This window comes from uncultured Lacinutrix sp., assembly GCF_947500605.1.
GTDB lineage: Bacteria > Bacteroidota > Bacteroidia > Flavobacteriales > Flavobacteriaceae > Lacinutrix.
In genome coordinates this window covers 174164-195084 of sequence record NZ_CANMSJ010000006.1, presented here as the reverse complement: position 1 = coordinate 195084, position 20921 = coordinate 174164, and the positions used below count along the sequence as shown (strand labels likewise).

The following is a 20921-nucleotide window of genomic DNA, read 5'->3' as shown; positions in this document are numbered from 1 at the left end:
TAGAACCTAGCAATTAATTTTATACGGTGTTAGCCATTGGTTTTTTGAATTATGAATCATTGTTAAAAATAGTCTTCATCCATAATTGATCTTAAATGAGCCCTATGTTTATGATTCAATTTTTTCCATTTCTCTTTATTAATATTGCGCTCATCCAAATCTATATAATAAAAACCATTCAAAAAAAGAGGGATTTTGTACAAATGACGACTACAAAATGAATCATTCAGTAAATTATGTGATAATTTAGTATCTATATAATCTATGCGGTCAAATTCACCTGTATCAAGATTCTGTTGTTCAACAGTAATCATACCACTTCTTATGTTGATTAACTTATGAACATCTATCTTTTCTCTTGTTTTAGTTGATTCCCAATAATCTTGTAAGTGCATTGACCATCTGTTAAAATGATATTTTTCTTTCCATTGCTCTTTAGTCATATCTCGTTGGTTAGGTAGAACAGAAGGGAAAAGGGAAAAACGCTCTGCTACGCTGAAATTATAACCATGACTAATGCACATTCCATCTCCTAATAATAGTTTGTGAGATAATTTAACATCAACATTATAAAGAGTTTCGTATTCCTCTGAAAATAGTTCACTTTTATGTACACTTGCATACAAACCACTTCTTAAATTTATTAACTCATGTACATTTGTTCTTTTTTTCATTTATTCATGGCTTTGATCTATTAAGTTCGGTTTTCAACTTATGGATAACCCGATGTCTCATTGATATAAAATCGTTTCAATGTTTTATATCATACGTTAAACGAAGTTCGACTATTTTTTTTATAAAGTTAAGTTTTCGGAATAAGGAGTTTGGTGGTTCAATAAGCTATTAAAACAAGTTGTTATTCATAGTTAAATTAAGGTTGATGAGATTGTTTTTTAAGGTTACACTTATTTGTTTATGTTAGATTTGTAGAGGTCTGTTTAGCGTCTCTGTTATGCCAAACCATAGTAAATACAAATTATAGCAAAGGTGTCAAAAAAACCGTGTACAGCAATAATAAACCATAAATCGTATTTACGTAAGTAGAATATTAGAGCAAATAGTGCTCCTATAAAACCTGCAACCAGTTGTCCTGTAATTCCTTGATAACTGTGCATAAAGCCAAAAAAGTAAGCAAGTAAGACAATATTAAATGCAATACTAACTTTGCTTTCTCCAAAGAATTTTACAAATTGTCGCATAAAATAACCACGAAAGATAATTTCTTCTCCAAATCCTGCAGTGGCCCACACTACTAATAAAGCAATTAAACAGGCTGGAAGATTTCCTTTTAATTGATCGAAACTTGAATAATCTATAGGAACTCCTGTTAGTTTTGTAATTCCAGGAACAACTGCAAATACATAAAAAGCAAAGAGACCTAGTGCAGCTAATGGTGCAAGTATCAGGATGTTTTTTAATGTGAATTTTTTACGTTGAAATCCAAGTGCTGCAAATGGGTTTCCTTTATATTCTATATAATTTGCAATAATAATTATTATAGAAATAATAATGTTTTCTATATAGTTTATTCGGATTGGTCCAAACCATATAAACAAGATGATTGCAATGGTAATTAATGGGATTAATGTTGGTTGTAAGTTAATTTTGTTCATTTTTTGTGGTTTTAATTTCTAAGCGAAATAATGAACAAAATCTCTGAGAACCTCTTTAAATACTCGTGTTGTTACTGAATGGTCTTAAATTTATATCTGAATAGTCGGTTGTTTTAGGCTTCTTTTATTGAATCCAACTCATAAATGCTTTTCGTTTGTAACGACTGATATTGATTTTAGTAATTGCATCATTTTTAATGGAAGCTTTTAATCGAATATTTAACTTACCATTCTCAATCTTTTCAATTTGGTCTACAGCATCTTTATTAATGATAATTTGCCGATTGGCTCTAAAAAACAATTGATCGTTTATTTTTTCTTCGAGCTCATTCAATGTAAAACCAGTGTTAATTGTTGTGCCATCATTTTTAACAGTATATACAATTTTATTTTCGCTGTAAAAGCACGCGATATTTTTATAGGTAAGCTTGGTTGTTTTCGCGCCGCTTTCAATAGTGATTTCAGCATCTTTTATAGAGAGTTTATATAAACTATATATGTCTGGTGCATACAATATACTTATAAAAATAAAACTCAATAATAAGGTAATTAACAAACCAATTAATAAATAATAGAACACTGTTTGTCCACCTACAACTATATTTAAAATAATATTTACAGGAATGTACATAATTGTAATATACCCAAGAGTAGAAACCATAAACCATAATATAGTAGCAAGCTCTATCTTTTTGGAGAAATACTTTTTCTTGTAAAATTTAAAATTAAGATTGGTAATAATTCCAATAAGAATAAATAAAACAATAGTTGATAGAAAACCTTCTATAGGGAATCTGTAAGATTCACTATCTATAAAATTATCGTGCGTAGCTAAATGATTTACTGCTAATGAAAAAATAATCAATACAAATGCTTTCTGAAACCAACGCCATGCAGAGTTACTTATAAGTGTATGCCATGCTGTTTTTAATGTATTCTTGGTTGGTTTGGTAATACTCATGAATTAGTAGCTTTTTTTTATATGGATTTTTGAAGAGGTTGATTTATAGGTTTTACGGAACTTGTTAATTAAACAGTTTTTTGAATTTATCCCAAAAACCGTATTACGTTTAGGTGTTAATTTACGTAGTTTTTTCTCTTCTGTTAATGCTACTATTCCGTATTTATTAGTCGTATTGTTATTTCTATTGTTAATGGCATTCCAACCTCTGATTCCTCTGTCTATAAATTCTTGAAGTGAAATCTATTTATTTTGAATTGTTTTTATTTCTCAAATTGCATACAATGTTTTATATCATACGTTAAACGAAGTTAGCTTATTTTTTTGCAATGTCAAGTATAGGGAATAAGCCGTTTAATGTTTAGTAAGCTCTTAATAAGAACTAAATTAAGATTTGTGAAATTGATTTTTGAAGGTTGCATTTATATGATTTAAATAGGACTTACCATGACATATTTTAAATCGTCATATTCAAATTCTCCATTTTTATTAATGTAAAATCTCAAATAACTATTAGATCCTCTAAAGGTAATGTTATGTATAATGTACCAATGTTCTTTTTCTAAATTAATTGGCAGTTTTTCGTAAGTTTTATTGCTGGTAGGTTTTTCTAAAGTCCATTCGTAAAAGTCGTTTTTAATGTTAAAATAGAGTTCGCTTTTATATTCAAATGCTTTTTTATTGAAGAAATGTTCTTCTTCACCATAATTGTAAGTAGCTGATATACCTTCACCGTTGATTTTTAAACGCGCTTTTTCTATTATAGAGTATAAGAGAGGAAATGACTTATTATCTTTTTTAAATCGATTATCTTTTACTTTAGATATTACTAATCCGCTTTTAATTCCTCCTTTTATAAATAATCTATTTTCGTCAATTTCAATATTTTTTTGACAAGATAAAACTAAAGTGGATACTACTATTATTAAGGTTAGATACTTCATTTAAATTACTAACAATGTATGTTTCTATAAAATTGTTTTAATTTTTAGTTCGGTTTTATGCATAGTATTTTTCTATGTCATTTTCAGTTTTCTTAAGTCTATTAAAAGTCCATTCTCCAATTGTGTGCTGTTTTAGTATTAATTGAGAATCCTTGTCGTTAATTTCTAATTTTAGGTAAGGATTGTTTTTACCATTTGGAATTACTTCTGTTGTAATTTTCGCGTTAGTAAATTGTTGGCATTTATGTTTTCCGTTTTTCTGCCATTTTAGTTCTGTTATTGTTTCTGAAATACATATCGAATACAGATATATTGTAGGACTAAAAATAAATTGTGACACTAAAATTAGGATAAATAAAACTGTAATTATTTTTATTGGTAGCGTGTAATTGTCTTTCAAATTTGGTGTTACAAACACAAAGAGAATAAATGCTAAAAAGAGAATTAATAAAATGGATAAAATTGATTTTAGAATAAATGTGTTGAAATTGTGCGGCTCAATTTCTAATTTTAATTCTTTTGGCATAGTGTTTTAGTCATATTAAACGAAGTTAATCTATTTTTATTCGTCATGTCAAATATCGAGAACAAGCGGTTTAGTGTTTATGATATACTAAAGCAAGTTATTTTTCATTTATATTAATATACATTATTGGATTCGAATTTCCTTTTTTGAAATAATGTGCTACTGATTTAAATCGATATTTTTCTCTGATACTATTTTTTGCAATTTCTCCAATAAACTCTAAACGATTTTCTATTTTTTTTAGTTCAGCAATATTTGAATTCCGTACATTTTCTGTTGAGCCAGCTTTCTGCCATTTTGAAATTTCGTAAACTTCTTGAATTACACCTCGATAAATTGCAAAACCATATATCGCCTTTTCAGCATTCTTAATTTTAACTTTCCAAAAACCGCGAGTAAAGTCATAAAGTTCTCTTTCCGACATAGAGTGTTTAAAAGCTTTACTAATCCTAATCAATATTGAAGGTTCACTTATATTTATTTTCTGTTTGTTGGCTTGAGAATTAATCTGCTCTGAAATCATTATTATAAATATTGTGTTTTTATATTATATTTTCGAGTACGCTATAATGATTATAATTTGTCAATAATTTTATCGATTAATTTAGTAGTTTCACTGTAATCTATATTATCATTTTTGGCACTTTCAATAGCTTCTTTCGCTTTTTTTAAGGCTTTGGTGTAATTGCCTGTTTTGTATAATAATGAAGCGTGAGTATCTAAATTAAAAGTGTTTCTCTGTAATGCAACAGAGCGTTCTATTATTTTAATAGCTTTAAGTAAAACATCAATATCGTTATGTTCTAAGTAGGCATGCCACGCAAGGTCGTTAAGGCTGTTGGCATCGGTCCAAATATTGGCTAGATTACTGTCACTAAATTCGTTTGCATCACCATGTTTAATCTCTAATGTTTTATATGCGTATTCTGGATTTGTTGTAGAAACGTTATCTTTTTTTACATATAAATAAAAGAGATCATCTAATGCTGTAAATAAAAATTGCCCTTTATTTTCGTATACTTTAAAATCTATTATGGTGCCTTCATCTTCGTTTTTTCCACCTATTCTATCATTAACAGTAAGCATTGCTATTTCTTTATTAAAAGACCAAATCACATTTTGAACATAATCTTCTAAATCTTTAAAATCAATTTTAAGTGTAAAGCTTTTGTCAGCATTTATCTCGAATATAGACTCTTTAAGAGCTTTTTTTAAAGGTTCGTAATGTTCTCTATCAATGTTGTCTAAATTGGCAGTGTTAATTTCTAGTTTTATAACAGACCAAGTACCAATTAAATCGGATTCTTGGACTTGAGAAAAAACAGAGGTTACCATAAAAAGAATAAGTAAAATTGTCGCAGTTTTTTTCATAATTAGAGATTGCATTAGGTTTTTAATGTATGAGCGATAGTAGTAAAATATTGGTTTGTAATTCTTTAAGTAAAAGAATATTTTAAACGAAGTTAAGTTATTTTACTTAAAATATCAAGAAGAATAGAGTAGTAGATGCTTCCTTTTAAAGGGATCGTTAAGAGTATAAAAAAAGCCTTTCAGAATAAACTGAAAGGCTTTTTTTGTAAAAAATTTTAGAATTTTATTACTGTATACCTTCTATTTCAATATCAAAATATAAATCTGTATTTCCTGGAACTCTTGGAGGACGTCCGCTTGCTCCATAACCTAAATAACTAGGTACGTAGACTCTTGCTTTATCCCCAACATTCATTCTTAGCATTGCTTCTCTAAAACCAGCAACTAAACCTGCAGATTCATTATAAATCATTGGAAAAGAATTGTAAGCACCACCTTTTTCTTGTTGCTCATCGTATTGGTTTAATTTCTTAGCAACTTCAACATCTGTTGTGTAAAGTAAGTTACCATTCATAAAGTAACCACTTGTTTTAATTAATACTTTATCTGTGCTTTTTGGTTTTTCACCGTTAGCAGTTTTGTTAAGTATCATTACCATTCCTGTTGGAGACTCAAAAATATCTCCAGCTAAATCTGCATTAGCTTTTTTAAAGTCTTCGGCAGCAGCTTTAGATTTTTCTTTTGCTAGTTCAACTTGCTTCTTTTGCATATCTTCTAAACGTTGTGGTAAAAGAGGTTCTAACTCTGTAAATACTTTAGGTGCATCAAAAGCTTTAGCATCTTTTCCTTTACGTATAATTGTTACTTTGTTTATTACTACATCTTCTAAAGGTTTGTTAAGTGTATTTCTGTCTTTAGAAACGGCAACGTTAGAAATAGAATCTTGTACTTCTAAACCTTTTACTAACTCTCCAAAAACAGGGTGACAACTTGTACCACCAGCATTACAATTTTTTAAGCTACCATCTGCTGTAAAAGCATCTAACCTTGTAAAAGGTACTTCGGTAATAAAAAATTGAGAACCGTTAGTGTTTAAACCTCCTGAGTTAGCCATAGATAAAATGCCTGGTTTGTCGTGGCTTAAAGTAGTATCGAATTCGCTGTAGAATTTAAATCCTGCGCTTCCAGTTCCACTTCCTGTTGGGTCTCCACCTTGAATCATGAATTTATCCATAACACGGTGAAAAATAATACCATCGTAAAAAGGTTTTCCTTTTAAGTCACCTTCTAAACTCGGGTGTGTTCCTTCTGCTAAGCCAACAAAATTGGCAACAGTTACTGGTGCTTTTTTGTAAAACAATTTAGCAACCATTGTACCTTTAGTAGTTTCAATTTGCGCATATAATCCATCTTCTAAATCTGGATATTGATTATTATCTTGGCAAGAAGATGCACTCATGCTTACTAGTGCGAATAAGACAAGGCTTAAAAATTTCATAGTGTGTTTAATGTTCTTCATTTTTAGTAATTATTGTTTTGTTGTAATTGAGTTTACTGTTACTTGACTAATTATAGGTGTATTTCTACCAATCTTGTTTTCATCTCCATAATAACCATATGCTTTTTGCGATGGGAATATAAAGGTATATGTTTCTCCAGCTTTCATTAGTTTTAAACCTTCTCGTAAACCAGTAAAAAGTTCTTCTTGGTCCATGGCGTAATTTCTATTTTTTAATTCTGAAGCCGAATATATAACTTGTCCGTTTAAAGCAGAAATAGAATAGTCAAAATTAACGATGTCGCTAAATTCTGGTAATTTAGAATTGTCAACACTAACCAACGAGTCTTGAGAAAACCAAAATCCAAATTCTGAAGCTTTAAATTCTTTAGTACTTTGTGCAGTAATGTAGGCTTCTATTGCTTTTTCCTCAGCTTCGTATAGCTTTTTGTTGCGTATAGCAGATTCTTCAATAAAAGAACCTGTTTTTACAGTTTCTGGCTTTCTAGCTTCTGGCGATTTACAAGCAAAAACACAAGTAAAAGCAAAGAGTAGAAGTATAAGTTTATTCATTATTTAGGGCTTTACTATAAGCAGGTAATATACTAATAAATTTTTCAACGGTCTCTTCTAAAGAAGTGTCACTTTTACCTCCAGCAGCGTTTGTGTGGCCTCCACCTTCAAAATGAGCACGAGACAATTCGTTAACAGAAAAGTTACCTTTAGAGCGTAAAGATATTTTAATAATACCTTGTTTTTTATCTTCAATAAAAATAGCTGCTAAAACAGTATCGTTAAGCGATAAGGCATAGTTTACAAAACCTTCTGTATCTCCTTTTTTATAATCTAAATCGCGTAACTCTTTTTGAGATAACGTAATATATGCTGCTTTATGTTCTGGCAATACTTTTAAATTACTTAAAGCACAACCTAATAATTGTAGACGGTTGTAGCTATTAGTATCGTAAACATTATTATGTATTGCAGTATTGTCTGCGCCTTTGTCTATTAAATTAGCAATAATTCTATGTGTTGTACTTGTTGTAGAGCGGAATCTAAACGATCCTGTATCTGTCATTATACCAACATAAAGGCAAGTTGCTATTTGTGCATTTACTTTGTCTAAAGCATCAAGTTTATCTAAAAAATGATAAACCATTTCACAAGTAGAACTCATAGACACATCGCTAAACATATATTTAGCATAGTCGTCTGGTTGCTGGTGATGGTCAATCATTATTTTTAAAGCACTACTATTAGCCAAAACGGTTTCCATATTACCTGTACGGTGAAAAGCGTTAAAATCTAAAGTAAAAAGAACATCTGCATCATTTATAAATGCTTCTGTTTCCTCCATTTCCATCTCATGATTTTTAATGGTTTCTACACCTGGTAGCCATTTTAAAAAGTCAGGAAAATCATTGGGAGCAATAATTTTAGCATCTTGATTAAGTTGTAATAAATAATGTAATAAACCTAGTGTAGAGCCAATTGCATCTCCATCTGGATTTTTATGCGGTATAATTGCTATTTTTTTTGGTGTCGATAAGAGTGCTTTTATCTCTAAAATATCTTGTATAGTCATAGGTTGCGAAGATACAATTTTTTAATATTGAAAATTATTGTTTATAAATAGAATTGTACTACTTTTGCACCAAATTTATAAAAAATTAAAATGGCAACAAATAGAACATTTACAATGCTTAAGCCTGATTCTGTTGAAAAAGGAAATATTGGAGCAATCTTAGAAAAAATTAATGCTTCTGGTTTTAGAATCGTAGCAATGAAATTAACGCAAATGACTACAGCTGATGCTGAAGCATTTTACGCAGTACATAACGAAAGACCTTTCTTTGGAGAATTAGTTGAGTACATGACACGTGGTCCTATAGTAGCTGCCATCTTAGAAAAAGATAACGCTGTTGATGATTTTAGAACTTTAATTGGTGCTACAAATCCTGCAGATGCTGCAGAAGGTACTATTCGTAAACTATATGCTGCTTCAATAGGAGAGAATGCTGTACACGGAAGTGATAGTGATGAAAATGCTGCAATTGAAGGTGCTTTTCATTTCTCAGGAAGAGAGATGTTTTAAGACTTTTAAACGGTAAAAACACACATTTAAGCCCAACTTTAACGAGTTGGGCTTTTTTTGTACCTGATAATCAAGTAATTTAGCGAGACTAAAAAAAATCTCTATGAAAATTATTAAAAGTCTACTCTTAGTTTGCTTTTTGTTTTCGGCTTTTTCTCAAGCGCAAACCACAGAAAGAGCTATTGAAAACTTTAAACAAAAAACAAATGCATTTGTTACCATTAACAAAGATTCTAACGTTCCTAAATTTATTAAATTCTCGAACGATAATCCTTTAAAACTGAATGGTAATTCGGTTGTAGAAAAGGCGTTCAATTTTTTAAATGAAAACAAATCAATTTACAATATTAAAGATACCAACGGTATTTTTAAATTAGAAGTAGAAGAAGTCGATAATTTAGGACTTAAGCATGTTGTTTTAAATCAGCTATATAATGGAGTACCTGTTTACGATGGAAAATTATTATTTCATTTTAATGCTGAAAACAATTTAACGGCTATAAACGGTAATTATATTACAGATATTAAATTGAATGCTACAGTTAATTTATCTAAAACTGAAGCTAATGCAATTGCTATTCAAACTATCGAAAATCAAGATATTAATAATTCGGGTGATGCATTACAAGCGCACCAGAGTAAGTTATATGTGTTCCAAAAAGGATTAGCGCAAGGCTTTAAAGGTGCTAATTATTTGGTTTATGAAATTGAAGTAAGAAACAACAACGATGTAAGGGAGTTTGTATTTGTAAACGCACACAATGGAAATATTGTAGAGCAGTTTACAGGTATTGCACATGCGTTAGATCGTGAGGTTTTCGAAAATGATTTATCAAACACTGTTTGGGAAGAAGGAGATCCTTTTCCTGGAACATTAACAATATGGCAAAAAAATGAGGTAGAGACTTCTGCACACATGTATCATTTTTTTAATAACACTTTTGGTTTCGAATCTTTTGATGGCGCTGGCGGAAAAATGCTTACCATAAATAATAATCCTAATGTAGCAAATGCAAGTTGGAATGGTACGACTACAAATTATACAGACGGTACTGCAGCAGACGATGTTATTGCTCACGAATGGGGACACGCCTATACAGAGTACACAAGTGGTTTAATTTATGCATGGCAATCTGGAGCTATTAATGAGTCGTATTCAGATATTTGGGGAGAAACCATAGATTTAATTAATAATTACGAAGATGCTGGAGAAGATTTTTCTTTAAGAAATGGTTGTAATAGTTCAGACAGATGGAGAATGGGAGAGGACGCTACATTTTTTAGTGCTCCAATTCGTGATCTTTGGAACCCTAATTGTAATGGGCATCCAGGAAAAGTTACAGATGGACAGTATTGGTGTAGTGATGGAGATTCTGGAGGAGTGCATATAAATTCAAGTGTACCAAATCATGCTTATGCTTTGTTGGTTGATGGAGGAAGTTATAATGGACAAGTAATTACAGGTATTGGTTTTACAAAAGCTGCTCATATATTTTGGAGAGCACAGAGTCAATATTTAACAGGAACAAGTAATTTTACAGATTTAGCAAATGCTTTAGAAGCTTCTGCTAACGATTTAATAGGCATTAACCTTGAAGGTTTATCTACAACTGCAGCTACGGCAGGACCATCAGGAGAAATAATCACAGCTTTCGATGTGCAACAAGTTGTAAATGCTGTGTTAGCAGTAGAATTGCGTATAGAGCCTACACAATGTGGTTTTACACCTATTATAGGAGATGCTCCAGCAATTTGTGATGCAGGTATAAATAATCCAATCTTTTTCGAAGATTGGGAAACAGGAATGATAGGTTGGACTGTTGAGCAAGTAGCATCAACTGCAACTTGGACGGCAAGAGATTGGCAATTAGAAGCAACGCTTCCAAATGGGAGAGTAGGAACAGGTATTTATGCTATAAATGCACCTATAGGTGATACTTATGGAGGAGATTGCGCAACAGATTTCCAAAATGGAATCATGAGATTGGTAAGTCCGGAAATTACAATGCCAAATATTACAACAGGTACTTTTGAAATGGCTTTTAATCATTATGTTGGAACAGAACTTAGTTGGGATGGTGGAAACATTAAATATAAAATAGACTCAGGAGCTTGGGCTAATTTGCCTACTGCTGCCTTTATTAATAATGGTTATAATGGATTGTTAAATACAGCAGGAGCCGGAAATGATAATCCTATGGCTGGTCAAGCTGCTTTTACAGGTACAGATCCTGGTTCTAACAAAGGAAGTTGGGGAACAAGTGTTATCGATTTATCATCTTTAGGTGTTACTGCAAATAGTATAATAAGTTTTAGATTCGATTTAGGAACTGATGGATGTAACGGTCGTGAAGGTTGGTTTTTAGACGAGTTAACTGTTTATAACTGTGATTATTCATTATCTGTTTCAGAGTTTGATGCAATAAGTAACTTTGTTAAAGTGTATCCTAATCCATCAAACGGAACTTTTAACTTAAAGAAAACAGGACAAATAAATTTAGTGAAAGCCGAAATTTATGATATTAACGGTCGTTTTATTAAAACTGTAGATCTGTCTAATATGAACGAAACTAAAGCAATCGACTTATCGAATGTTGCTTCAGGATTGTATTTTATGACGGTTGTTTCTAAAGAAACTAAGAGTGTTATTAAATTAATGAAGCAATAAAAAGAAATAATATAAAGTAAAAAAGCGCAACCAATAGTTGCGCTTTTTTTTGCTGTTGTTGTAACAGCATTAAAACAAAAAAAGCTCACTAATAGTGAGCTTTAACTTGTAATAAAGTAAATTGAATATATATAATTATACTACTTTTACGTTTACTGCGTTCATACCTTTTTTACCTTCTTGAAGGTCAAATTCTACTACGTCTCCTTCACGAACTTCGTCGATTAATCCAGAAATGTGTACGAAATGGTCGTTGTCTGATCCTTCTTCAGTTATAAAACCGAATCCTTTAGAATCATTGAAAAATTTTACTGTGCCTTGAGCCATTTTAAAAAATATTAAATTTATAATAAGTAACAAATATAATATTTTTTATTAAAGAATCTGCTTTTATTTTTTTTGATTACAATTTAATAATATTGATGTATCTGTCTTAATTACAGATTGATACTAAGTTTATTTTAATATTCTCGTAACATGTTTGTACTTGTGCGCTTTTTTAAATTACAGATAAAACCAAATAAAGGTTTATTTGATTTTGAAGTTTTAATGTTTTTTATATTAAAAATAAAAGAGAATATAGCTGTGTTTTATAGGGAGTAGTAATAGCTTGATTTAGTGAGAAACTACCTTAATACTATCTTTTTTATTAAATCTTTCCCTAATTCGTCATTAAGCATTTTTACAATTTTATCTTTTCCGTAGCTTAATTCTTCTCTTAAAGTACTAGAACTTAATTGCACGTAAAGCGTTTCGTTTTTTATATCTACAGAAGTTGTGTAATTATTGACACCATTACCCATTAATTTTACCCAAGCATCGCGAACATTAACCTTGTCTAATCCTTTTTCTAATTTATTACTTTCTACAAAATCTTGTAGTGCGTCTTGAATGTTTAAAATACTATTGTTTCTTTTTGCCATATTTATCTTCCAATACATTGGAAGGCTCATTTATTAAATTAGTAATTTACTCTACTATAATAGGAATAAAACGTTTGTATAAATATACATCGTTATTTTGGTTGATAATTTTTAACTGACTCTTATTTGCCATTAAAACGGTTTCTTTCCATTTAGAAAATTCTGTCGAATAATATAAGTTTAAACTATCGTTTTCTATTTTTAGTTCAAGTATTTCTGAATCTTTTGAAGTTTCATATTTACCATCAAAACGAGGATTCATTTTTTTTCTAAAACCTTTTAAATTATCACCAATAGAAATATAATCTACAGTTTGGTTTACGTTATAATCCTTTTTTGCGCCATTAGATAATGATACACTTTCAATTTCCCAATAGCCATCAAGGTGTGCTATTAAAGTTTTTGGTTTTTGAGAACAACTAAAAACGATAATAGATACTAATAAAACAAAAATATTTTTCTTCATAGTGTGAATTTTATATAATTAAAAGATTGCCACGTCGTTCCTGCGTCACTTCTCGCAATGACACTACAAATTACAACTTAAATATCTCATAAGATTGATGTACTTGTTTTACGGCTTTTTCTGTTCGTTCAGCATGTGTATCGCTAATAAATAATTGTCCGAAGTTTTCATCGTCCACCAATTTTATTATTTGCGTTACGCGTTCTTCATCTAACTTATCGAAAATGTCATCTAACAATAAGATAGGATTAAAACCACTTTGTTGCTTTATAAAATCGAACTGTGCTAATTTCAACGCAATTAAAAATGATTTTTGCTGTCCTTGACTACCAAACTTTTTAATAGGATGACTGTCTATATTAAAGATTAAATCGTCTTTATGTACACCAACACTAGTATATTGTACCATTTTATCTTTATTAATAACTTGTTTAAGTAATGTGTTTAAATCTGTTTCAAACAAATCACTTTTATAAACTAAATCTACAACTTCGTTACCATTACTTATGGCTTTATATCTAGCCTTAAAAATAGGGATGAAGGTTTCTAAAAAAGCATTTCTTTTATTAAAAACGCTAGTGCCAAAATCTGTTAATTGGCTATTGTAAACTTCTAGCGTATCAATATTAAAAGTATTATTAAGCGCGAAGTATTTTAATAAACTGTTACGTTGCGCTAGTGTTTTATTGTATTTAATTAAATCGTCTAAATAGGTTTTATCGCTTTGCGAAATAACACTGTCTATAAATTTTCTTCGGGTATCGCTTCCTTCTGTAATTAAATCTCTATCGGCAGGCGAAATTATAACTAAAGGTAAGAATCCAATATGCTCGCTAAACTTATTATATGCCTTTCCGTTACGTTTAATTACCTTTTTTTGACCGCGTTTTAGGCTAACTACAATCTTTTCAGATTTATTTTCCTTACTATAATCGCCATTTACAACAAAGAATTCTTCGTCATGTTTAATGTTTTGAGAGGCCACAGGATTAAAATAACTCTTACCAAAAGAGAGGTGGTAAATAGCATCTAAAATATTTGTTTTACCTACGCCATTGTTACCAACAAGACAGTTTATGGTGTCGTTAAAAATTAGAGATTTACTCTCGAAATTTTTGTAATTTACTAAGGAAAGTGATTTTAAAATCATAGACTATTTTCACAAATGTTGTAGCTGTTATTTTTACAAATATATGTGGCTTGCAAAATAACAAATAAATAAGCTTTTATATATGAAGAAATATTTTATTTTTGCGAGGCATAAATAAAAATATACATGGCAACTTATAAGAAAAGAGGTTACAAACCAAAAACGGAAAAAGAACAAGAAGTTATCGAGCAAGACTTGGGAGAAAACTCAACAACTGCGGAAGTATTTGATGCCTTAGATGAGACAGCTTCTAAAACAGAAGACTTTGTTGCTGCTAATCAAAAATACATTTTCATTATTATTGGAGTTGTAGCGGCTTTAGTTTTAAGTTATTTAGCTTACACTAAATTAGTTCAAGAACCAGCAAATGAAGATGGAATGAACGAAATGTACCACGCACAAAAGCAATTTAACGATGCTGCAAATGGTATTTCTAGCGATTCTCTTTACAACGTTTCACTAAAAGGTAGCGAAGGTAAATATGGTATGTTAGATATTATAAAAGAATACAGTGGAACACCTGCTTCTAATTTAGCAAACTATTACGCTGGTATGGCTTACTTAAACTTAAAAGATTATAAAAATGCAATTACGCATTTAGATAAATTTGAAAGTGAAGATCAAGCAGCTGGACCTATGGCAAAAGGATCTATTGGAGATGCTTTTATGCAATTAGAGCAACCAGAGCAAGCTTTAAAGTATTACTTACAAGCTGCAAAAATGAGAAATAACGAATTAACTGCACCTACATTCTTTTACAAAGCCGGTATTACTGCTTTAAATTTAGGAAAAGCTTCTGAAGCTTTAGGTTATTTCAATACTATTAAAGATACTTATCCTAATGCACCTGAAGCTTCTTCAGTAGAAGTGTTTATTGGGAAAGCGCAAGCAATGTCAAACAAATAATTTATCGCTATAGCGGAAAATAAACATGGCAACATTAAATAATAATTTATCGGAATACGATAAAGCATCAATCCCAAACGCGAAGGACTTTCGGTTTGGGATTGTTGTTTCAGAATGGAATGACAATATAACAGAAGGTTTGTATAAAGGTGCTTACGAAACGCTAATCGAGCATAACGTATTACCAGAAAACATTACACGTTGGAACGTTCCTGGAAGTTTTGAGTTAATATACGGTTCTAAAAAAATGCAAAAACAAAATGTAGATGCTGTTATTGCAATAGGAAGTGTAATTCAAGGTGAAACTAAACATTTCGATTTTGTTTGCGAAGGTGTTTCTCAAGGTATAAAAGACTTAAATATACTGCACGATGTGCCTGTGATTTTCTGTGTATTAACAGATAATAACGAGCAGCAAGGTATCGAGCGCTCTGGAGGTATACATGGTAATAAAGGTACAGAAGCTGCTGTAGCTGCTATTAAAATGGCCGTTATTAGTAAGTTATAGTAGTATTTAATATTCTGTTATTAATCTAATAGATTTTAAAACAGAATATACTTTAAACAAGTACCAACTACTGTTTTTTTAGGAACAAACTTCTGTGATAACTAAATGAATTTCAGTTGGGTTTTTATGTTTTATACTAAAAACGATACTTAAAGTTGCTTCGCTTTCCATATAAACCTAACATGTACTCAGTCTCTTTATATTGCTTTTAGCAAGTGTCTGTTAACAAATTTAGCATTTCATTATATAAATTCTTCTGTATTTTCAGTACTTTTGAGTGTATTTCAATAGTATAAAATAACACTGTGTTTAATAATAGAAAAAACAAAACGTTTAATTATAATTCTAGGTTTTCTAAAGACGAAATCAAGGATGCAAAAACGGATTTTGATGCTAAGCGAGAGATGACCTCAGAGTGGAAACGTACCAGGAAAACAGGTGCAGGTAAACGTAAAATGGGCTTACCGCTATTACTTTTATTATTAGGCATTATTATTGCAGTTATGTACTATCTTGAATATAAACTATAATTGTTATGGGACTTAAACTAAAACAAAATAAGCGTTATAATTATAAGCCTCGTTTTTATGAGGGTGATGGGAGTCCGTTTGCTATGAAAGGTAAATTTGATTCCGAACGCTCTACATTAGAAGCTTCTGGTGGTCTTAAAAAGCGATTGCTAAAAGCTGTAGATGAATATCAAAATTCACCAGATAAAGCCGTTAACAGACGTGTGTTAATTATTATTTCCGTTTTAGTCTTAATTTTTCTTTTTATAATCGATTTCGATCTCACTATATTTTTTTAAGCTGTAAATGGCAGATATCATTCAATTATTACCAGATCATGTTGCAAACCAAATAGCAGCAGGAGAAGTTGTGCAAAGACCTGCTTCTGTTGTTAAAGAATTGCTGGAAAATGCTATTGATGCTGGAGCAACCACAATAAAACTTATAATTAAAGACGCAGGAAAAACACTTGTACAAGTTATCGATAACGGTAAAGGTATGAGCGTTACAGATGCGAGATTAAGTTTCGAACGTCATGCAACTTCTAAAATTAGAACAGCAGACGATCTTTTTTTACTTAACACTAAAGGTTTTAGAGGTGAAGCATTAGCAAGTATTGCTGCAATTGCACATGTAGAATTAAAAACAAAGCAAGAAAACGAAGATGTTGGCACTTGTATAGAAATTGAAGGTAGTACTGTAAACAGCCAAGAGGTTGTGGTAACACCAAAAGGGACTTCTATTTCGGTTAAAAACTTGTTTTATAACATTCCTGCAAGACGTAATTTTTTAAAATCTAATACAGTTGAAACACGCCATATTGTAGACGAGTTTCATCGTGTGGCATTAGCGCATCCTAATATTGGATTTGTAATGTTTCATAATGGTAGTGAGACGTTTAACCTTCCAGATAGTAATTACAGACAACGTATTGTAAATATTTTTGGAACAAAAACAAATGAAAAATTAGTTCCTGTAGACGAAGATACCGAAGTACTAAAAATATCGGGTTTTGTTGGTAAACCAGAGTTTGCTAAAAAGACTAGAGGAGAACAATTTTTCTTTGTAAACGATAGATTTATTAAAAGTGCATACTTAAATCATGCAATAGGATCTGCTTTCGAAGGACTTTTAAAAGATGGAGCTCACGCAAGTTACTTTTTAAATTTAACGGTGAATCCACAAACAATAGATATAAATATACATCCTACAAAAACTGAAATTAAGTTTGACGACGAGCATACATTGTATGCCATTTTACGTTCGGCAGTAAAACACAGTTTAGGACAGTTTAATATAGCACCTGTTTTAGATTTCGACCGAGATGCAAATTTAGATACACCGTATAGCTACCAACAAAAAGGAGAGCCTTCTGTAGAAATCGATAGAAGTTTTAATCCGTTTAGAGAAGAAAAACAATCTAGTAATAGCGGAACTGTAAGTAATAGTTCTTACAAAAAGACACCAAGTTCTAATTGGGAAAGTTTGTATGTAGGTTTAGAATCTAAAGGGACACAAACACAACAAGATTTTAGCGAGGTTCAATTTGAAAGTGCGACTAAAAACGAGTCGATTTTCGATAATGATAATCAAGTAGAGAAGAAGCAAAGTACATATCAATTTCATAATAAATACATTGTAAGTACTATAAAATCTGGTATGTTATTAATAGATCAGCATCGTGCGCACCAACGTGTGCTGTATGAAGATTTCTTAAAAAACATGACGATTAAAGAAGCTATGAGTCAGCAATTACTGTTTCCGCTACAGCTTCATTTTTCACCACAAGAAATTAATATTATAAATCAATTAAAAACAGATTTAGAACATACAGGTTTTATTTTTCAAACCATAAAAGAAGAATTAGTAGAAATCTCAGGAGTTCCAGTAAGTGTTCCTGAAAGTGAAGTGTCTATTATTTTAGAACAACTTATTAATGACGTGGAAAATGAAGTGCCTGATAGTAACTTTAGTCCAACAGATTTACTCGCTAAATCTTTAGCTAAAAGTTTGGCTATAAAAACAGGACAGAGCCTAACAATAATGGAACAAGAGCATTTAGTGAATTCACTTTTTGCATGTAAGGAACCTAACGTTTCACCAACTAATAGAACTACGTTTGTAACGATGACTGTAGACGAGTTGGATAAAAAGTTTGTATAATGATTAAGTTAACAGAAGTAATAAAGCATATTGTAATTATTAATGTTATATTTTTTGTAGCATCAATTACGCTTGGAGATACAACCTTGTTTAACAAATGGATGGTTATGTATTATCCATTAAATAACGATTTCCATATTTGGCAGGTAGTAACACACTTTTTTATGCATTTAGACTTCATGCACTTATTGTCTAACATGCTAATGCTTATTTTTATTGGGACGTTGCTAGAAAGGGCGATAGGAAAGAATAAGTTTTTAATTTTGTATTTTTCTGCAGGATTAGGAGCGGTGGTTTTAAGTGTTTTAGTAGATTACATACAAATAGAATTAGCAATAAATACATTAACTAATTCAGGTTTTAATAAAACAGATATAATGTCTACGCTAAGTCAAGGAAAGTATTATCCTGCTTGGGAGTCATTATTAACAGAGAACTCTTTTAAAAACTTAGTTACTAATTTTAACAAAATTAGTTTAGGCGCTTCTGGTGCAGTTATGGGTGTTGCTGTTGCAACTGCTTATTTGTTTCCAAATGTAGAGTTTATGCTAATGTTTCCTCCAATTCCTATTAAGCTTAAATATTTAGTTATGGCTTATGTAGCAGGAGATGTTGTTTCTGCAGTTTTAACAGGAACACCATTAGTAGGTTCTACAAATATTGGGCATATGGCACACATAGGTGGCGCAATTACAGGATTTATTATGATGTGGTATTGGAAGAAACAACTAATCAAAAAAAATAGAGCTAATTAATGAGTTTGCTTTCAGATTTAAAATACAAGTATAATTTAGCGTCTGTTCACGAAAAAATAATTTTCGTAAACATTGGTGTTTTTGCTGTTGTAGCACTTTTTAATACCGTCTATTTTTTAGCAACAAAATCATATTTATTATTATTTCAAGATTACTTAGCGCTACCCGAAGATTTAAATCAACTTATATTTAAACCTTGGACGTTTCTTACTTATGCTTTTATGCATACTAGTTTTTGGCATCTTTTAGGAAACATGATTGCTTTGTATTATTTCGGACGTATATTTTTAACCTTCTTTTCTGTAAAACAACTTATTAACTACTACTTTGTTGGTGGATTAGTAGGTGGTTTAGTATTTGTTGTCTCGTATAATCTCTTACCTGCTTTGGTAGATGAATCTGCGATATTACTAGGTGCTTCTGCTTCTGTTTTTTCAGTTTTAGTCGGTGCAACCACTAAATCCCCAAACTATGTCTTAAACTTGTTTGGTGTGTTTCAGCTTAAGCTTTGGGTGCTAACAGTATTGTATCTTATTTCATTTATAGCTTTAATACCTTATGCAAATGCAGGAGGAGAATTATCTCATTTAGGAGGAGCTGTTTTTGGATATATTTATACTAAACAATTAGATAAAGGAAATGATATTGGGAGTTGGTTTAGTAATACAGTAAGTAAAATTACAACATGGTTTAAGGCGAGTAAAAAAGGAAATCTTAAAACAGTTTATAAAGATAAATCTAAGGTTGGTGGTTATACTAAAGGCGAATTTAGTGAGTTTAATAACCAAAAGAAAATAGATCTTATTTTAGATAAAATTAGTAAAAGCGGTTACGATAGTCTTTCTGCCGCAGAAAAAGAATATCTATTTAAAGCAGGAAAGTAAAATGCGAAAATTAAAGTTTTTCGAAAAAATAATGTTCTTCTTCAACTCTGTTGTGGCATTTATTTTACTGCTTTCTTATATCTTACCATTACTGCCTCCAAAAACGTTTGCAGCCCTCTCTGTGTTGGGTTTAGGTGTCCCAATATTAATACTGTTAAATGTTTTGTTTTTTGTTTATTGGCTAGTTAAAATAAAAAAACAACTGCTATTATCGTTACTTATATTAGCTATTGGATATTCTATTTTTGGCTCTTTGTATAAGTTTTCTGAATCGAAGACCATAGAGGATGAAAACAATATTTCTATTATGAATTTTAATGTGAGATTATTTAATCTCTATAAATGGATCCCTAATGATGATACCGAAGAGAAGTTAGTCGATTTTATAAAAACAGAATTACCAGATGTTTTAGCTTTAGAAGAATACCATCCACGAGAAAGTACAAAATTGTCTTTTTACAAGTATAAATATGAAAAGCTTTTAGGAAAAAAGAAAAACTACGGACAAGCGATTTTTTCTAATTATCCAATAATAAATTCTGGATCTGTAGAGTTCCCAAATACCTTTAATAATGCTATTTATATAGATATAGTAAAGGCTAAAGACACTATTAGAATCTATAATATACATTTACAGTCGTTACGTATAGACCCGAAAGTTGAAACCCTAACCACTAAAGAATCTGAGAAATTATTTAATGGTGTTGGTAAAACATTTAAAATGCAACAGTCTCAAGCCGATTTGTTTTTAAAGCATAGAAATAAGTGTAAGTATAAAACTATTATTTGCGGAGACTTTAATAATACCGCTTTCTCTTATGTTTATAAGCAAGTAAAAGGAGATATGGTAGATACCTTTAAAGAGGCTGGAAACGGTTTTGGAAGATCGTATAACTTCAAGTTTTTTCCAATGCGTATTGATTTTATATTTGCTGATCCTGCTTTTAAAGTGAATGGTTTTAAAACTTATGATGTTGAGTATTCAGATCACTTTCCTATTATGGCTAAGGTTAGTTTGGATTAAGAAAAAGGCATCAGGAA

Annotated in this window: 24 protein-coding genes; 10 read left to right on the top strand and 14 right to left on the bottom strand. The window is 30.7% G+C overall.

What is annotated here, in order from left to right:
* Positions 1-62: 62 nt before the first annotated feature.
* The 10 genes from Q0935_RS10755 to Q0935_RS10710 all read right to left on the bottom strand — a co-directional run bounded on the left by Q0935_RS10755 (position 63) and on the right by Q0935_RS10710 (position 8438).
* On the bottom strand, positions 63-674 hold the full coding sequence (locus Q0935_RS10755; RefSeq protein ID WP_299385755.1) for a hypothetical protein: 612 nt from the start codon (positions 672-674) through the stop codon (positions 63-65).
* A 276-nt stretch (positions 675-950) separates the two neighbouring features.
* Positions 951-1613, bottom strand: coding sequence for a CPBP family intramembrane glutamic endopeptidase (locus Q0935_RS10750; RefSeq protein WP_299385752.1), 663 nt, complete (start codon positions 1611-1613; stop codon positions 951-953).
* A 124-nt stretch (positions 1614-1737) separates the two neighbouring features.
* On the bottom strand, positions 1738-2574 hold the full coding sequence (locus Q0935_RS10745; protein WP_299385749.1) for a LytTR family DNA-binding domain-containing protein: 837 nt from the start codon (positions 2572-2574) through the stop codon (positions 1738-1740).
* Between the two features lie 431 nt (positions 2575-3005).
* Positions 3006-3518 carry a hypothetical protein gene (locus Q0935_RS10740; protein WP_299385746.1) on the bottom strand — a complete coding sequence of 171 codons (513 nt, stop codon included), beginning with the start codon at positions 3516-3518 and terminating at the stop codon, positions 3006-3008.
* Positions 3519-3573: 55 nt separating this feature from the next.
* A complete protein-coding gene (locus tag Q0935_RS10735; protein WP_299385744.1) occupies positions 3574-4044 on the bottom strand; it encodes a hypothetical protein in 471 nt (156 codons plus the stop codon).
* Between the two features lie 97 nt (positions 4045-4141).
* On the bottom strand, positions 4142-4567 hold the full coding sequence (locus Q0935_RS10730) for a hypothetical protein (protein ID WP_299385743.1): 426 nt from the start codon (positions 4565-4567) through the stop codon (positions 4142-4144).
* 50 nt (positions 4568-4617) lie between these two features.
* Entirely contained in the window at positions 4618-5415 is a 798-nt protein-coding gene (locus Q0935_RS10725; protein WP_299385741.1) for a hypothetical protein, read from the bottom strand.
* Between the two features lie 226 nt (positions 5416-5641).
* A complete protein-coding gene (locus Q0935_RS10720) occupies positions 5642-6874 on the bottom strand; it encodes a peptidylprolyl isomerase (RefSeq protein ID WP_299385739.1) in 1233 nt (410 codons plus the stop codon).
* 9 nt (positions 6875-6883) lie between these two features.
* Complete coding sequence (gene gldI / locus Q0935_RS10715; RefSeq protein ID WP_299385737.1) at positions 6884-7426, bottom strand: gliding motility-associated peptidyl-prolyl isomerase GldI; 543 nt, start codon at positions 7424-7426, stop codon at positions 6884-6886.
* Positions 7419-8438 (bottom strand): bifunctional oligoribonuclease/PAP phosphatase NrnA, encoded by a 1020-nt coding sequence (locus Q0935_RS10710; RefSeq protein WP_299385735.1) that lies wholly within the window; start codon positions 8436-8438, stop codon positions 7419-7421. The genes gldI and Q0935_RS10710 overlap by 8 nt, the downstream gene beginning before the upstream one ends.
* A gap of 90 nt (positions 8439-8528) precedes the next feature.
* Here Q0935_RS10710 and Q0935_RS10705 point away from each other — a divergent pair, with 90 nt between their 5' ends.
* Both Q0935_RS10705 and Q0935_RS10700 read left to right on the top strand, forming a co-directional pair.
* A complete protein-coding gene (locus tag Q0935_RS10705) occupies positions 8529-8948 on the top strand; it encodes a nucleoside-diphosphate kinase (RefSeq protein WP_055437462.1) in 420 nt (139 codons plus the stop codon).
* Between the two features lie 103 nt (positions 8949-9051).
* On the top strand, positions 9052-11616 hold the full coding sequence (locus Q0935_RS10700) for a M4 family metallopeptidase (protein ID WP_299252111.1): 2565 nt from the start codon (positions 9052-9054) through the stop codon (positions 11614-11616).
* Between the two features lie 135 nt (positions 11617-11751).
* Here the strand turns inward: Q0935_RS10700 and Q0935_RS10695 are convergent, their stop codons facing one another.
* The 4 genes from Q0935_RS10695 to Q0935_RS10680 form a co-directional block, all read right to left on the bottom strand.
* Complete coding sequence (locus Q0935_RS10695) at positions 11752-11943, bottom strand: cold-shock protein (protein ID WP_055437464.1); 192 nt, start codon at positions 11941-11943, stop codon at positions 11752-11754.
* 299 nt (positions 11944-12242) lie between these two features.
* Positions 12243-12539 carry a DUF721 domain-containing protein gene (locus tag Q0935_RS10690; RefSeq protein WP_299385734.1) on the bottom strand — a complete coding sequence of 99 codons (297 nt, stop codon included), beginning with the start codon at positions 12537-12539 and terminating at the stop codon, positions 12243-12245.
* Positions 12540-12585: 46 nt separating this feature from the next.
* Complete coding sequence (locus tag Q0935_RS10685) at positions 12586-13005, bottom strand: hypothetical protein (protein ID WP_299385732.1); 420 nt, start codon at positions 13003-13005, stop codon at positions 12586-12588.
* Positions 13006-13075: 70 nt separating this feature from the next.
* Complete coding sequence (locus tag Q0935_RS10680) at positions 13076-14155, bottom strand: DNA replication/repair protein RecF (RefSeq protein ID WP_299252121.1); 1080 nt, start codon at positions 14153-14155, stop codon at positions 13076-13078.
* Positions 14156-14281: 126 nt separating this feature from the next.
* On the opposite strand from Q0935_RS10680, the gene Q0935_RS10675 reads away from it, so the two are divergent.
* From Q0935_RS10675 to Q0935_RS10640, 8 genes are all read left to right on the top strand, one after another.
* The gene (locus tag Q0935_RS10675; RefSeq protein ID WP_299385731.1) at positions 14282-15061 is read left to right on the top strand and encodes a tetratricopeptide repeat protein; all 780 of its coding nucleotides are present in this window, start codon (positions 14282-14284) and stop codon (positions 15059-15061) included.
* Between the two features lie 25 nt (positions 15062-15086).
* A complete protein-coding gene (ribH, locus tag Q0935_RS10670) occupies positions 15087-15569 on the top strand; it encodes a 6,7-dimethyl-8-ribityllumazine synthase (protein WP_299385728.1) in 483 nt (160 codons plus the stop codon).
* 305 nt (positions 15570-15874) lie between these two features.
* Complete coding sequence (locus Q0935_RS10665; RefSeq protein WP_299252131.1) at positions 15875-16099, top strand: hypothetical protein; 225 nt, start codon at positions 15875-15877, stop codon at positions 16097-16099.
* Between the two features lie 5 nt (positions 16100-16104).
* A complete protein-coding gene (locus tag Q0935_RS10660; RefSeq protein ID WP_299252134.1) occupies positions 16105-16377 on the top strand; it encodes a riboflavin synthase subunit beta in 273 nt (90 codons plus the stop codon).
* A 7-nt stretch (positions 16378-16384) separates the two neighbouring features.
* A complete protein-coding gene (gene mutL, locus Q0935_RS10655) occupies positions 16385-18241 on the top strand; it encodes a DNA mismatch repair endonuclease MutL (protein ID WP_299252137.1) in 1857 nt (618 codons plus the stop codon).
* A complete protein-coding gene (locus Q0935_RS10650; RefSeq protein ID WP_299385725.1) occupies positions 18241-18996 on the top strand; it encodes a rhomboid family intramembrane serine protease in 756 nt (251 codons plus the stop codon). Before mutL ends, Q0935_RS10650 begins: the two co-directional genes overlap by 1 nt.
* Complete coding sequence (locus Q0935_RS10645; RefSeq protein ID WP_299385722.1) at positions 18996-19880, top strand: rhomboid family intramembrane serine protease; 885 nt, start codon at positions 18996-18998, stop codon at positions 19878-19880. The genes Q0935_RS10650 and Q0935_RS10645 overlap by 1 nt, the downstream gene beginning before the upstream one ends.
* A 1-nt stretch (position 19881) precedes the next feature.
* Positions 19882-20904: an endonuclease/exonuclease/phosphatase family protein gene (locus Q0935_RS10640; RefSeq protein WP_299385719.1), complete on the top strand. Its 1023-nt coding sequence runs from the start codon at positions 19882-19884 to the stop codon at positions 20902-20904.
* The last annotated feature ends 17 nt before the right edge of the window (positions 20905-20921 follow it).